Origin of the sequence: Rhizobium sp. GN54 (assembly GCF_021026345.1) — a bacterium.
Taxonomy (GTDB): domain Bacteria; phylum Pseudomonadota; class Alphaproteobacteria; order Rhizobiales; family Rhizobiaceae; genus Mycoplana.
Genome location: NZ_JAJNCZ010000006.1, coordinates 238,369 through 251,847 on the forward strand (window position 1 = coordinate 238,369; position 13,479 = coordinate 251,847).

General features: G+C 65.3%; 13 protein-coding genes. 7 read left to right on the top strand and 6 right to left on the bottom strand.

Annotated elements, in window-relative coordinates; translation table 11 throughout:
* Window positions 1-309 precede the first annotated feature (309 nt).
* Complete coding sequence (locus LQK81_RS17610; protein WP_230807673.1) at window positions 310-1,008, top strand: hypothetical protein; 699 nt, start codon at window positions 310-312, stop codon at window positions 1,006-1,008.
* Here LQK81_RS17610 and LQK81_RS17615 read toward each other — a convergent pair.
* On the bottom strand, window positions 1,002-1,925 hold the full coding sequence (locus LQK81_RS17615) for a LysR family transcriptional regulator (protein WP_230807674.1): 924 nt from the start codon (window positions 1,923-1,925) through the stop codon (window positions 1,002-1,004). The two genes, LQK81_RS17610 and LQK81_RS17615, sit on opposite strands and share 7 nt — an antisense overlap.
* 106 nt (window positions 1,926-2,031) lie before the next feature.
* Between LQK81_RS17615 and blaOXA the strand changes: the two genes are divergently transcribed.
* Complete coding sequence (gene blaOXA / locus LQK81_RS17620) at window positions 2,032-2,838, top strand: class D beta-lactamase (RefSeq protein WP_230807675.1); 807 nt, start codon at window positions 2,032-2,034, stop codon at window positions 2,836-2,838.
* A 76-nt stretch (window positions 2,839-2,914) separates the two neighbouring features.
* Here blaOXA and LQK81_RS17625 read toward each other — a convergent pair whose 3' ends face one another.
* Window positions 2,915-4,537: an ABC-F family ATP-binding cassette domain-containing protein gene (locus LQK81_RS17625; protein ID WP_230807676.1), complete on the bottom strand. Its 1,623-nt coding sequence runs from the start codon at window positions 4,535-4,537 to the stop codon at window positions 2,915-2,917.
* A gap of 149 nt (window positions 4,538-4,686) precedes the next feature.
* On the bottom strand, window positions 4,687-5,082 hold the full coding sequence (locus tag LQK81_RS17630; RefSeq protein ID WP_230807677.1) for a RidA family protein: 396 nt from the start codon (window positions 5,080-5,082) through the stop codon (window positions 4,687-4,689).
* A gap of 202 nt (window positions 5,083-5,284) precedes the next feature.
* On the opposite strand from LQK81_RS17630, the gene LQK81_RS17635 reads away from it, so the two are divergent.
* Window positions 5,285-5,857 carry a TetR/AcrR family transcriptional regulator gene (locus tag LQK81_RS17635; protein ID WP_263815048.1) on the top strand — a complete coding sequence of 191 codons (573 nt, stop codon included), beginning with the start codon at window positions 5,285-5,287 and terminating at the stop codon, window positions 5,855-5,857.
* Window positions 5,858-6,169: 312 nt separating this feature from the next.
* Window positions 6,170-6,349, top strand: a complete 180-nt coding sequence (locus tag LQK81_RS17640; RefSeq protein WP_230807679.1) for a hypothetical protein — start codon at window positions 6,170-6,172, stop codon at window positions 6,347-6,349.
* Window positions 6,350-6,407: 58 nt separating this feature from the next.
* Here the strand turns inward: LQK81_RS17640 and LQK81_RS17645 are convergent, their stop codons facing one another.
* Entirely contained in the window at window positions 6,408-7,244 is an 837-nt protein-coding gene (locus tag LQK81_RS17645; protein WP_230807680.1) for an amidohydrolase family protein, read from the bottom strand.
* A 202-nt stretch (window positions 7,245-7,446) separates the two neighbouring features.
* Between LQK81_RS17645 and LQK81_RS17650 the strand changes: the two genes are divergently transcribed.
* From LQK81_RS17650 to LQK81_RS17660, 3 genes are all read left to right on the top strand, one after another.
* Window positions 7,447-8,724: an L-fuconate dehydratase gene (locus tag LQK81_RS17650; RefSeq protein WP_230807682.1), complete on the top strand. Its 1,278-nt coding sequence runs from the start codon at window positions 7,447-7,449 to the stop codon at window positions 8,722-8,724.
* Window positions 8,725-8,790: 66 nt separating this feature from the next.
* Window positions 8,791-9,933, top strand: coding sequence for an alpha-hydroxy acid oxidase (locus LQK81_RS17655; protein ID WP_230807683.1), 1,143 nt, complete (start codon window positions 8,791-8,793; stop codon window positions 9,931-9,933).
* A 149-nt stretch (window positions 9,934-10,082) separates the two neighbouring features.
* Window positions 10,083-10,565, top strand: coding sequence for a nuclear transport factor 2 family protein (locus LQK81_RS17660; protein WP_230807685.1), 483 nt, complete (start codon window positions 10,083-10,085; stop codon window positions 10,563-10,565).
* A 40-nt stretch (window positions 10,566-10,605) separates the two neighbouring features.
* Here the strand turns inward: LQK81_RS17660 and LQK81_RS17665 are convergent, their stop codons facing one another.
* Window positions 10,606-11,994: a glutamine synthetase family protein gene (locus LQK81_RS17665; protein WP_230807687.1), complete on the bottom strand. Its 1,389-nt coding sequence runs from the start codon at window positions 11,992-11,994 to the stop codon at window positions 10,606-10,608.
* Window positions 11,991-13,382, bottom strand: a complete 1,392-nt coding sequence (locus LQK81_RS17670) for an aspartate aminotransferase family protein (RefSeq protein WP_230807688.1) — start codon at window positions 13,380-13,382, stop codon at window positions 11,991-11,993. Before LQK81_RS17670 ends, LQK81_RS17665 begins: the two co-directional genes overlap by 4 nt.
* Window positions 13,383-13,479: the final 97 nt, after the last annotated feature.

Below are 13,479 nucleotides of genomic sequence, written 5' to 3' on the forward strand. Positions count from 1 at the left end.
TGGCGAGTTATGGCGCAGAACGATTGGCAGGGCAAGTTTGACGAGGCCATATCGCGGCTCCAGTATATTATTTACAGCTTATATTCGTTCGCGTAGAGTTCGCCGGTACTTGGGCCGCAGCCGGGGTAAATGGCCCCGGGCATCCCGAAAATTGCAGTGAAAATCTTCGTTTACGAGTTCGGCCGCGCCACGTGCGGCCGGGTGCGCGCGAACTCGCCCTCGCCGCATCATGGCCATGAATTTTGTCCGGCACGACGTCGAACGGCATAGCCAAAGATGCCCGGCCGGACGAGCAGGGAGCTTTCGACGATGAAATTCAGCACGCACATTCTTTCGCTCGCGATCCTGTTCGGCCCCGCCGTCGCCAGCTCCGCGGTTGCCCAGGACGCGATCTCCGCCCCGGCGCAGAAGACGGTCGGCGCGCATGTGCAGCAGATGGTGCCATCGCTGGCGGTCATCAATTCCGGAGGGGCCAGGCTTGCCGATGGAAAGCTGACGATGACGGACTTCGGCCCGAGCACGATCGTCTTTGCCGACCGGCCCGTCCGCGCGGCGGGTCATGTCCCCACCGCCCAGTTCATCGGGCAATGGGACGAGGGCAAGGACAGTTTTGCCAAGGATCCGCCCAATGCGACCCTCTCGGTCTTTGGCCGTGACGGACAATCGGTTCAGGATGCCGTGGTCGTGCTGAAAGCGCCGAAGCTGGAAGGCAATGCCCTGACCTTCGACGTTTCCGTGCTGGAGGGCGAGATTGCCGGCGCAGACGGGCCTGCGTCGCTGTTCATCGACTGGTTCGCGGCCCGTGGTCCCTATGGCGGTGCCGTCGTCGCCGGCGGCGCATGGCGGCACGCGCCGGTCTGGCATGGCGGATGGTACGCGCATCCGGCCTATTACGGCGCCGGAGTGGCGGCAGGTGCGGCGATCGGGGCTGCGGCCGTCGCGGCCCGGCCGTACTATTACGCGCCGCCACCGCCCTGCGGCTACTACCCCTATCCGCCTTGCTATTGACCGGGCGGCCCGGTGCGCAGCTCCGGTTCCCGACCTGCGTCCGCCGCCTCCGCTTCCGCAACGAGCCAGTTGCGGAAGGCGGTCATCGCCGGCGTCATCGGGCGGGATTGCAGCCGGGTCAGCCAGTAGCTTCCGACCGGCACGCAGATGTCGAACGGCTGCACGATCGCCCCTGACGTCAGCTGCCGTTCGAACATCGAGGGCGGCGCCAGTCCCACGCCGGCGCCCTGTAAAATGGCCTCCATCATGGCAAGCGAGGTGTCAAAGACGATGCTGCTGTGTCGCTGGACGGCGCGCGGCAGCTTCGCCGCCTCGAACCAGCGGGTCCACTCGTCGGGCCGGTAGGAGCGCAGCAGCGTGCGGCCGAACAGGTCGGACGGCTGGCGCAGTTCACGCGCGATCTGCGGAACGCACAGGGCCGACAGCGGAGCGCCAAACAGCCTTGCGGCCTCCGTCCCGTGCCAGGCGCCGTCGCCGAAGCGGATCGCGAAATCCAGCCCCTCCGCGGCCAGGTCCACGCGGTTGTTGTTGGTCGACAGCCGGAGATCGATGAAGGGATGGCGCTCGGCGAAGTCTGCGAGCCGCGGCAGGAGCCAGCCGACCGCGAAGGTTCCAACCGCGCCGACCGCCAGGATCTCGCGGATCTTCTCGCCGCGAAGGCGCTCGATCGCCGAGGCCATGCGATCGAAACTGTCGCGCAGGACCGGAAGCAGGCTCTCGCCTTCCGGCGTGATCATCAGCCCGCGCGGCAGGCGCTTGAACAGCACGGTGCCGAGTTGCTCCTCCAGCCCCTTCACCTGGTGGCTCACCGCCGCCTGCGTCACGTTCAGCTCGATCGCCGCCCGGGTGAAGCTCAGGTGTCGTGCGGAAGCCTCGAAGGCGCGAAAGGCGTTCAGCGGCAGATGTGGCCGAACCATGGCTATGCCCCAATTTTCCTAATGCCAGATCCCAGTATTCGTCCTTTGCCCGGCCGTCAAACCACTGGTAGCACTCAGCCCAAGACATTGCGAACGGAGGAATTCGATGAGGACCTGTTTTACGTATCTCGGCATTCTCGCAGCCGCCGGCCTGGCCATGCCGGCGCAAGCCAAGACAATTTGTACGGTCGTCGCCGATGCCGCGACCGGCACGACGCTGGTGGAGCAGGGCAATTGCAGCGAGCGCTACACCCCCGCCTCGACCTTCAAGGTGCCGCTGGCGCTGATGGGATATGATTCCGGCTTCCTGGAGAACGCCACCGCGCCGAAACTTCCCTTCCGCGAGGGCTATGCGGACTGGGGCGGCGAGAACTGGACGCAGGCGACCGATCCGACGCGGTGGATGAAATACTCCGTCGTCTGGTTCTCGCAGGTGATGGCGCAGTCGCTGGGAGAGCAGAAACTTCACCGCTATGCGGTGAAGTTCGACTACGGCAATGCCGATTTCGCCGGCGATCCCGGCAAGGACAACGGGCTGGAGCGCGCCTGGATCTCCTCCTCCCTGAAGATCTCCCCGCGCGAGCAGGTCGCGTTCCTCCGCAGGCTGGTCAACCGCGACCTGCCGGTTTCCGAACACGCCTACGACATGACGATGCAGATCGTGGAGAAGACCGCATTGCAGGATGGCTGGGTCGCCCAGGGCAAGACCGGCATGGCCTATCCGCGCAAGCCGGACGGCAGGTTCGACTACGAGCACCCCTGGGGCTGGTATGTCGGCTGGGCCACGAAGGGCGAGCGTACGATCGTGTTCGCGCGGCTGGTGCAGGAAGAGAAGAGGCTGAAGGGATCGGCCGGCGCCCGCGTCCGCGACGCCCTGTTCCAGGAACTGCCGTCGCTGCTGGCGACGGAGTAGGGTCTGCCGGAAGCCGGCGTCGTTTTCAACGCGACTGCCGGCTCTTCCGTCTCTTGCATTCCTGCGCGGTCGACGATCAGCCCCGCAGGCCCGGCGCCTCCTGACCGGTGCGTTCGACATATTCCGTATAGCCGCCGCCATACTGGTGGATGCCGTCCGGCGTCAGTTCCAGCACCCGGTTCGACAGGGCGGCGAGGAAGTGGCGGTCGTGCGAGACGAACAGCATCGTGCCTTCGTATTGCGAAAGCGCCTTGATCAGCATTTCCTTGGTATCGAGGTCGAGGTGGTTGGTCGGCTCGTCCAGCACGAGCAGGTTCGGCGGGTCGAACAGCATCCGCGCCATCACCAGTCGTGCCTTCTCGCCGCCGGAAAGGACCCGGCACTTCTTCTCCACGTCATCGCCGGAAAAGCCGAAGCAGCCTGAAAGGGCCCGCAGCGGCGCCTGGCCGGCCTTGGGAAAGGCCTCCTCAAGCCACTGGAGGATGGTGCTGTCGCCATCGAGCAGGTCCATGGCGTGCTGGGCGAAATAGCCGAGCTTGACGCCGGCGCCGATCGTGACGCTGCCCTTGTCCGGCTCGGCCGAGCCTGCCACCAGTTTCAGCAGCGTCGATTTGCCGGCGCCGTTGATCCCCATGATGCACCAGCGCTCGCGCCGGCGGACCATGAAATCGAGGCCTTCGTAGATGGTGCGGCTGCCATATGTCTTGTGAACGCCCTTGATGTTGATCACGTCCTCGCCCGAGCGCGGCGCCGGCAGGAAGTCGAAGGCGACGGTGTGGCGGCGGCGGGGCGGCTCGACGCGATCGATCTTGTCGAGCTTCTTCACCCGGCTCTGCACCTGGGCCGCATGCGAGGCGCGCGCCTTGAAGCGCTCGATGAACTTGATCTCCTTGGCGAGCATCGCCTGCTGGCGCTCGAACTGGGCCTGCTGCTGCTTCTCGTTCTGCGCCCGCTGCTGTTCGTAGAAGGCGTAGTCGCCGGAATAGGTGGTGAGCGATCCGCCGTCGATCTCGATGATCTTGCCGACGATCCGGTTCATGAACTCGCGGTCGTGCGAGGTCATCAGAAGCGCGCCGTCATAGGTCTTGAGGAACTCTTCCAGCCAGATCAGGCTTTCGAGGTCCAGGTGGTTGCTCGGTTCGTCGAGCAGCATCACGTCCGGGCGCATCAGAAGGATACGCGCCAGCGCCACGCGCATCTTCCAGCCGCCGGAGAGCTTGCCGACGTCGCCGTCCATCATCTCCTGGCTGAAACTCAGGCCGGCGAGCACTTCGCGGGCCCGGCCCTCCAGGGCGTAGCCGTCCAACTCCTCATAGCGCGCCTGCACCTCGCCGTAGCGCTCGATGATCCGCTCCATATCGTCGAGCTTGTCCGGATCGACCATTTCGGCTTCCAGCGCGCGCAATTCGGCGGCGACGTCGCTGACCGGCCCCGCCCCGTTCATGACCTCGGCAACGGCGCTATGGCCGCCCATCTCGCCCACGTCCTGGTCGAAATAGCCGACGGTGACGCCCTTCTCGGTGGAGACCTGCCCCTCGTCGGGGACCTCCTGCTGGGTGATCATCCGGAACAGCGTGGTCTTGCCGGCGCCGTTCGGCCCGACGAGCCCGATCTTCTCGCCCTTGTTGAGGGCGGCGGACGCCTCGATGAAGAGGAGGCGATGGCTGTTCTGCTTGCTGACGTTCTCGATGCGGATCATCTGGCGGCGGGTTCCGTCTGTTGCGGCGCCGTCATGTCACGGATCGCGAAACCGCGATCCTTCAAAGCACCATTGGAAAGGCTGCGAGATACATCAGCGGACCCTGCAGCACCAGCCCCCGCCGGGGCCGGATGGCGTGGCGCCCGCTTCTAGCTCTTTTCGGGAATGCGGGCGATTGCCTTGATCTCGAAGTCGAAGCCCGACAGCCAGTTGACGCCGATCGCCGTCCAGTTCGGATAGGGCGCGCCGCCAAGCACCTCTTCGCGAACCTTCATGATCGTATCCAGCTGGTTGGCCGGATCGGTGTGGAACGTCGTGACGTCCACGACGTCGTCGAGCGTGCCGCCGGCGGCGGCGAGGACTGCGCGCAGGTTGTCATAGGCAAGTTTGACCTGGCGTTCGAAGTCGGGTTCCGGCGAGCCGTCCTGACGGCTGCCGACCTGGCCGGAGACGAACAGCAGGTCGCCGGAGCGGATGGCCGCCGAATAGCGGTGCTTCTCATAGAGGCTGTGACGATTTTCCGGAAAGATCAGTTCGCGTTGCATTGGTTCTCTTCCTTGCGTTGTCGGTCGTTGTTTCTGGGTGCGTCCCGTCTGCCGGTGTCCCCAACCGGGGCTTCCCTTGGACGAGGCATATTGGTATACGTCGCGTATGTAGAAATATTGGCATACGATGCGTATGTCAATACATATACGCGATGTATGTGAAAGACAGGAGTCCGAATTGGCAACGAACCGGCGTTTGGAAATGATGGAGGAGACACGGGCCAAGCTGATCCAGGCGGCGCGCAAGGCGTTCGCCGAGAAGGGCTACGCGAACGCCTCGATGGACGACCTGACCGCCGCCGTGGGGCTGACGCGCGGCGCCCTCTATCACAATTTCGGCGACAAGCGCGGGCTGCTGCAGGCCGTGGTGGATCGCATCGACGGCGAGATGGCGGCGCGCGCGCAGGCGATCGGAAATGCGACCGGAGACGACTGGCAGGGTCTTCTGGAAGAAGGAAGGGCCTATATCGAGATGGCGCTGGAGCCCGAGGTGCAGCGTATCGTGCTTCTCGACGGGCCGGCGGTTCTCGGCGATCCGTCGCAGTGGCCGAGCCAGAACAGCTGCCTGCAGGCGACGCTCGTCAAGGTCCGGCGCCTGGTCGAGGAGGGGCGCCTGAAGCCCGTCGATCCCGAGGCGGCGGCGCGGCTCCTGAACGGCGCCGCCCTGAACGCCGCGCTGTGGATCGCGGCCAGCGCAGAGCCTCAGGACGTTCTGGCGAAGGCGCTCGAGGCATTCCGCCACCTGGCATCCGGCCTTCTTGCGAAAGCTGATTGAACGCAGGGCTGATGCTTCTGATATCGCGCGCCGCCTCCAAAATCTTCGCGCTAATTCGACGCTTGGACGAATTTTCCCGAGCGCGAAAAGCGGAAACATCGGGGGCGCTCTACGGATCGCCTTGATGCGACAAGCCTTTTTCGCGGTGGTCGAAACGCAGAAAACGCCCATTCATGATTGTGACGGAAAAGAGAAAAATAAACCCTATCCTTCTTATAGACATTCTCTATAATAGTTCCTCGCGGGCATCGATGGCCCGGCTCGATGCCTGGTGTGCGCCGATGGCGCTGCCGGACATCCAGAGGAAGGATGATGACGATGAGCAACGTGGATGCTTTCGGCAAGGCGGACTTCGGCCACAATCGCGAACCGCGTGCCCCACGTGCGGAGCCCTCCCGGCGTCGGGCCCTCGACGGCATCGTCTGCAATGTGGTCGCAGGCGCGGCCTTCCTGTTCGTCGTCGCGCTGGTCGTCGGGCTGATCGGCCACTGATCGTTTTCTACGCGCTTCCGCCTATCTCTCGGCCTCTGACGCCGGCTACGATTTGGCCTCAGAGGTTCCAGATCCTCCTCGCGTTCGCGCGGTAGAGCTTTTCCCGTTCGTCCTGCGCACACGGGCCGAAGATGGCCTGCGTCGCCGTGACCCAGGTGGAAAGCCCGCCGCCCTTCGTGCAGACCGGCCAGTCGCTTCCCCAGACCACGCGGTCCCAGCCGAAGCTCGAGACGATGTGCTCGACATAGGGGCGGATGGTCTCGACCGTCCAGCTCTGCGGATCCGCATAGGCGACGACGCCGGAGACCTTGGCGGTGACGTTCGGCCGCCGCGCGATCTCGGCGATCCCGCGCTTCCACGTGTCGAGCGCACCGGAGACGATGTCTGGCACGCCGCAGTGGTCGAGGACGAAACGGACGCCCGGGGCGCTGTCGACCAGCGCCAGCGCTTGCGGCTGCTGGCGGGCCAGCATGCAGATGTCGAAGGTCAGCCGGCTGCCGGCCATCCGCTTGAGATTGTCGCGAAAGAGCGCCTGTTCGGAAATGTCGTCGGGAACCACATGGAGGACGCGCCGGAAGCCCTTCACGAAAGGATCGGCCTCGCATTTTTCCAGATAGGCCGCAAAGCCGATCTCCTCCGGGCGGCAGGCGGCGATGACGCCGGCGATCAGGTCCCCTTGCGTGGCGGCGAGGCTGCGCACCATCTCGGTCTCGACCTCGATGTCCGCAGTCGCAACGTCCACTTCCATGTGCAGAGCCGCCTCGATGCCGAGGCGTTTCGCCTCCTGCGCATATTCCGGATAGGTGAAATCGCGGTTCAGGTCGCCAGCACCCGACAGCCACGGATAGGCGAGGCGCGACTGGTCGATCAGGTGCAGGTGGGTGTCGATGAACATGGCGTCCTCCCTCGAATTGCCGCGCTCGGCTGGCATGCTGTCATACGCTGCCGATGCCGGGCAAGCCGCCGCCCGATCCCCCGTATCGTTTGTTGACAGCGGCAAAATGTGTCCTTTATGTATAAAGTACAGTTTGAGGATTTCAAGCGGTGCCCGCGATAGGAAACCTAGTGTCGCGGGCAACGTATCATGGGAGGAAATGATGACCCGCATCACCGGCATGCGCGTGTTCGACCTGCGGTTTCCGACGTCAAAAAGCCTGGACGGCTCGGATGCGATGAACCCGGATCCGGACTACTCGGCCGCCTATGTCATCCTCGATACCGACGAGCCCGGCGTCAGCGGCCATGGCCTGACCTTCACCATCGGCCGGGGCAATGATATCTGCTGCATGGCGATCAGGGCGATGGAGCATCTCGTCGTCGGCACGGATCTGGACGAGGTCCGCAAGGCGCCGGGCAAGTACTGGCGCCACCTGACCGGCGACAGCCAGTTGCGCTGGATCGGTCCCGACAAGGGCGCGATGCATCTGGCGACGGGCGCCGTCGTCAACGCCGTCTGGGACCTGCTGGCCCGGCAGGCGGGCAAGCCGGTCTGGCAACTGATCAGCGAACTGTCCGCCGAAGAGATCGCCGACATCGTCGACTTCCGCTACCTGACCGACGTTCTGACCCGCGACGAGGCGATCGCCATCCTGAAGAAGGCGGAGGTCGGCAAGGCGGAGCGAATCGAAACCCTGAAGCGTGAAGGCTACGCCTGCTACACGACGTCGGCCGGTTGGCTCGGCTATCCCGAAGACAAGCTCCGGCGGCTCTGCCAGGAGGCGGTCGATGCGGGGTTCGACCACGTCAAGATGAAGGTCGGCCGCGACCTCGACGACGATATCCGCCGCCTGACGATCGCGCGCGAGGTCATCGGTCCGGACCGCTATCTGATGATCGACGCCAACCAGGTCTGGGAAGTCGACCAGGCGATCGATTGGGTGAACAGGCTGGCCTTCGCCAATCCCTACTTCATCGAGGAGCCCACCAGCCCGGACGATATTGCCGGTCACCGCAAGATCCGCCAGGCGATCGGCCCGGTGAAGGTGGCAACCGGCGAGATGTGCCAGAACCGCATCATGTTCAAGCAGTTCATCGCCGAGGGCGCGATCGACATCGTCCAGATCGACAGCTGCCGCATGGGCGGGCTGAACGAGGTGCTGTCGGTCCTGCTGGTTGCGGCGAAGTTCGGCCTGCCGGTCTGGCCGCATGCCGGCGGCGTCGGGCTTTGCGAATATGTCCAGCACCTGTCCATGATTGACTATGTCGCCGTCTCCGGCACGAAGGAGGGCAGGGTGATCGAGTATGTCGATCATCTGCACGAGCATTTCGTCGATCCCTGCGTCATTCGCGACGCCGCCTACATGCCGCCGTCGCGCCCCGGTTTCTCGATCGAAATGAAGCCGGAATCGATTGCCGAATTCACGTTCCGACCCTAAAAGGTGATCGTCGCATTCGGGGCGGCACCGACCGGTGTGCCGCCCTTCCGCATGTAGGGGGAAGAGTTGAGCCAGATCCTGACGATTGACGACCTCAAGGCGCGCGCGCAGCGGCGCGTACCGAAGATGTTCTTCGACTATGCCGATTCGGGCGCCTATACCGAGGGCACCTACCAGGCGAACGAGGAAGACTTCCGCAAGATCAAGCTGCGCCAGCGCGTGCTCGTCGACATGACGAACCGTTCGCTGGAATCGACGATGATCGGCGAGACGGTGTCGATGCCCGTGGCTCTGGCTCCCACCGGGCTGACCGGAATGCAGCACGCGAACGGCGAGATGCTGGCGGCACAGGCGGCCGAGGCGTTCGGCGTCCCGTTCACGCTCTCGACCATGAGCATCTGCTCGATCGAGGATGTCGCCTCGGTCACCACCAAGCCGTTCTGGTTCCAACTCTACGTGATGCAGGACCGCGACTTCGTGCTGAACCTGATCGATCGCGCCAAGGCGGCCAAATGCTCCGCACTCGTGCTGACGCTCGACCTGCAGATCCTCGGCCAGCGCCACAAGGACATCCGCAACGGCCTGTCGGCGCCGCCGAAGTTCACGCCCAGGCACGTCTGGCAGATGGCGACGCGGCCGATGTGGTGCATGCAGATGCTGGGTACGAAGCGGCGGACGTTCGGCAATATCGTCGGCCATGCCAAGAGCGTCACCGACCTGTCCTCGCTGTCGGTCTGGACGTCGGAACAGTTCGACCCGCAACTGTCCTGGAAGGACGTCGCCTGGATCAAGGAACGCTGGGGCGGAAAGCTGATCCTGAAGGGCATCCTCGACGAGGAGGATGCGCGCATGGCAGTATCGACGGGGGCGGACGCGATCATCGTCTCCAACCATGGCGGCCGGCAGCTCGACGGCGCCCCGTCCTCGATCAGCATGCTGCCGCGCATCGTCGATGCCGTCGGCGGGCACATGGAAGTCCATCTCGACGGCGGCATCCGGTCGGGACAGGATGTGCTGAAGGCGCTGTGCTACGGCGCCAAGGGCACCTATATCGGCCGGCCGTTCCTCTACGGGCTCGGCGCCGGCGGCAAATCCGGTGTGACGCAGGCGCTGGAGATCATCCGCAAGGAACTCGACATCACGATGGCGCTTTGCGGCGAACGGGACGTGCGCAATCTGTCGCGCCGCAACCTGCATCAGGAAATCTGACTGGCGTCGCTACGAACACGCACCGTCCGTCCGGAATCGCTCCATCGATTCATATTAGGTTAAGCTAATACTTTTGGATGGGGCATTCCGAATTGCCCGGGCGGCGAAAGCGGCGCACACTCCCTCCGTTCTAACGGAGGGAAGCATCCATGACGGATCGCAGAGAACTCGAAAGGACTGTCCGCGCGTTCTACAGGGCGCGAAACGACAACGACATCGACGCGATCATGAATTGTGTCGATCCAGGAGCCAGCTTTCGGATCACCGGCAGCTACAGGCTCGGCCCCCTGACCCATATGGTGGAAGGCGAGACGGAAATCCGGGCCCGGTTCAGCGACCTGATGGCGACCTGGGATCTGTCGGACATGGAGGTCGAGAGCGTCCATGTCGACGGGGACACGGTACTGATTCACCGCAGCGGCCCCGTCCGCTTCATCCCGAAGGATGTCTTCATCGATACCGAAATGCTGGACAAGCTAACCTTCGAGGATGGCCGCATCATCGAGTACACGGAATTCGTGGATACGCTGATGGCGGCCGAAATGGTCGGCTTCGTCAAGCCGTCCGGTATCTGGACCGGCGTATCGGCGATGCCGGTCGATCCTCTCGCGGAAGAGCGGCCAAGCGCCTGACAGGTGACGGCGGGCCGCCGCCCGCTGCCCTGGAGGTGGTTCAGACGACTTCGCCGTAGAGTGTGCGCTCGAGCGCAGTGACCTCGGCGGCGAAGCGGCGGTATTCCGCGCGCTTCAACGCAAGCAGAACGAAATGCAGCCGCTCGCCGAGTGCGTCCTTGAGAAAGGCGGATCCCGCCGCCTTCTCGATGGCGCTGCGCCAATCGGGCGGAAGCTGGTCGTCCCGGCCCTCGGCATAGGCGGTCGTCTGCGGGCCGGGGTCGGCGTTTGCGGCCATACCCCGCTGCATGGCCGCAAGCACGGTTGCGCCGACGAGATAAGGGTTGGCGTCGATGCCGGCGGCGCGCTGCTCCAGATGGCGGTCGGAACCGGATCCCGCCGGAATGCGCACGGCGACCGAGCGGTTGTTGGTGCCCCAGGTCGGGGTGGTCGGCGCATAGCTCTGCGCCGAGAACCGTCGCCATGAGTTGAGGTGCGGCGCAAAGACGAGCATGGATTCCTCCATCGTCTCGAGTAGCCCCGCCACCGCCTGCCTCAAGAGGGGCGACAACGCGTCCCCGCGATCCGCAAAGAGGTTTTCGCCGGTCTCGTCCGTCAGGCTCGCATGCACGTGCATCCCCGAGCCGGCGCGGCCGGCGAAGGGCTTGGCCATGAAGCAGGCCATCATGCCGTGACGGACCGCGATGCCGCGCAGGAGGCGCTTGAGCATGACGAGGTCGTCGGCCGCGCGCAACGCCTTGCCGTGGCGCAGCGTCAGCTCGAACTGCCCCTGCGCATATTCCGAGATCATCGTCTCGACGGGCAATTTCTGCGCCTCGGCGGCGGCATAGACGGCGTCGATGAACGGTTCCAGGCGATCGAGTTCACTCACCCCGTAGACCTGGATGCCTTCGGGCCGTTCGCCGGTGAGCGGCAGCCGCAGCGGCTGGAAGTTGCCGGCCGCGTCGCGCTCCCGGTCGAGCAGGTAGAATTCGAGCTCGTAGGCGAGCACCGGATGGAAGCCCCCGGCTTCCATCATGGCGCCTCTCCGGGCCAGCGCATGCCGCGGGTCGGCGGCCATCGGCGTGCCGTCGAGTTCGTAGAGGGAGAGCCGCACCTCGCCACGCGGCGGATCCGTCCAGGGCAGGGGCACCAGTGAGCCCGATACCGGCCAGGCGCGCCGGTCGGCATCGCCGTCGGACCAGACGAGGCCCGTCTCCTCCACGTCCTCGCCGGACACGTCCAGGCCGAGGATCGATCCCGGCAGGTGGCGCCCGGAGCGGAAGAGCGGCAGCAGCTCGTGGCGGCGGATGATCTTGCCGCGGGCAATGCCGTTGATGTCGATCAGGACCAGATCGAAGGCGCCGATCTCCGGGTGGGTCGCCAGGAACGCCTCGGCCTCCGCGATGCCGGCTGCGCCTTGCGGACGGGCGGCGGTATCCCTCGTCATGCGCCTTCCCTCCCGGTCATCCGTGCAAGAACGGTGCCGAACGCCTCGACCAGCCCGTCGGCCTGTCCGGCCGAAAGGGCCGGGCTGACGAGGACCATATTGTGGAACGGGGTCAGGAGATAGCCGAGATTGAGCATCGAAAGATGCAACGCCTGCTCGAGCGTGTCGGACGCTGCCTCGCGGGCCTCCCGGGCATTGCGCACCGGTCGCGGCGAGAACACGATCTCGAGGCGCGCGCCGACGCGCGAGACCGTCCAGCCCAGGCCGTTTTCGGCGATCGCGGCCTTGAACCCGGCCTCGATCCGGTCGGCCCGGGCGTTCATGAGCCGATAGGCCTCGTCGGTCATCACCTCTTCGAGGCAGGCGCGCAGGCAGGCGAGCTGGATGGCGCTGCCCGACAGCGTCGTGCCGATGCCGGAGTGGCCGTGGCCGCTCTGCCGGCTGCGGACGGCGCGCAGGCGATCGGAGACCGCCTCGGTCATGCCCCAGACGCTGACGGGAATGCCGCCCCCGATCGGCTTGCCCATCACCATCAGGTCCGGCTCCAGCCCGTGCAGGCGGGTGTAGCCGCCGGGGCCGCTGGAGATCGTGTGCGTCTCGTCGATCAGCAGCAAGGTGCCGGCCTCTCGCGTCAGCCGCCGTAGCGTTGCATGGAAGCCCGGGTCGGGCAGGATCATGCCGCAATTGGTCATCACCGGCTCGGCGAGGACGCAGGCGACGTCGCCTTTCGCGAGCGCCGCAGCAAGGGCGTCCTCGTCGTTGAAGGGAATGGAGACGGTCAGGTCGCCGGGATCGCGCACCTGGCCCAGCAGGTTTCGGCGCGACACCGTCCGCCCGTCGACGAGATCGACGAGCGTGTCGTCGACCGCGCCGTGGTAGCAGCCGTCGAAGACCAAAAGCCGGGCCCGGCCGGTCACGGCGCGCGCAATGCGGATGGCAAAACGGTTGGCGTCGCTCGCCGTCGCGGCCAATTGCCAGCGCGGCAGGCCGAAGCGCTCGGCGAGCAGGCGGCCGACGGCCGGCGCGTCCGATGAGGGGAGCATGGTGGTCAGCCCGCGCGTGCCGGCTCCGGCAAGCGCGCGCAGGACGGGCTCCGGTCCGTGCCCGAACATCGCTCCGGTATCTCCGAGGCAGAGATCGGTAATGCGGTTGCCGTCGATATCGGTGAGCGTGACGCCCGTGGCGGCCTCGATGACGGGCGGAAACGGCGTGGGCCAGTCGAGCATCCAGTGTTGCGGAACGCCATCGAAGAAGCCGGGGCCTGCCGCGGCATGAACTGCCGCAGCCAGCGGCCGCCGGCTTTCGAACAGGGCGCGCTCCGTCTGCAAGATGGCGACCGCGCGGGCCTCGAGCTCCGCCGTCGCCGTTTCCGGACCCTTCGCCGACATGATGCTTCCCCCGCCTGGCTCGTTCCCCGGCCGGTTGCGCATCGCTGCGGTCCAGCCATCTCAATGTGATCACTTATATTGAGTTGTGATCTCATCG

Excerpts from the sequence above, each read along its gene's own strand:
- LQK81_RS17650 (WP_230807682.1), top strand. The coding sequence starts at position 7,447 with ATGACCCGCATCACCGGCATGCGCGTGTTCGACCTGCGGTTTCCGACG.
- LQK81_RS17670 (WP_230807688.1), bottom strand. The coding sequence starts at position 13,382 with ATGTCGGCGAAGGGTCCGGAAACGGCGACGGCGGAGCTCGAGGCCCGC.
- LQK81_RS17615 (WP_230807674.1), bottom strand. The coding sequence starts at position 1,925 with ATGGTTCGGCCACATCTGCCGCTGAACGCCTTTCGCGCCTTCGAGGCT.
- LQK81_RS17610 (WP_230807673.1), top strand. The coding sequence starts at position 310 with ATGAAATTCAGCACGCACATTCTTTCGCTCGCGATCCTGTTCGGCCCC.
- LQK81_RS17645 (WP_230807680.1), bottom strand. The coding sequence starts at position 7,244 with ATGTTCATCGACACCCACCTGCACCTGATCGACCAGTCGCGCCTCGCC.
- LQK81_RS17635 (WP_263815048.1), top strand. The coding sequence starts at position 5,285 with ATGATGGAGGAGACACGGGCCAAGCTGATCCAGGCGGCGCGCAAGGCG.
- LQK81_RS17630 (WP_230807677.1), bottom strand. The coding sequence starts at position 5,082 with ATGCAACGCGAACTGATCTTTCCGGAAAATCGTCACAGCCTCTATGAG.
- LQK81_RS17640 (WP_230807679.1), top strand. The coding sequence starts at position 6,170 with ATGACGATGAGCAACGTGGATGCTTTCGGCAAGGCGGACTTCGGCCAC.
- LQK81_RS17660 (WP_230807685.1), top strand. The coding sequence starts at position 10,083 with ATGACGGATCGCAGAGAACTCGAAAGGACTGTCCGCGCGTTCTACAGG.
- LQK81_RS17665 (WP_230807687.1), bottom strand. The coding sequence starts at position 11,994 with ATGACGAGGGATACCGCCGCCCGTCCGCAAGGCGCAGCCGGCATCGCG.
- blaOXA (WP_230807675.1), top strand. The coding sequence starts at position 2,032 with ATGAGGACCTGTTTTACGTATCTCGGCATTCTCGCAGCCGCCGGCCTG.
- LQK81_RS17625 (WP_230807676.1), bottom strand. The coding sequence starts at position 4,537 with ATGATCCGCATCGAGAACGTCAGCAAGCAGAACAGCCATCGCCTCCTC.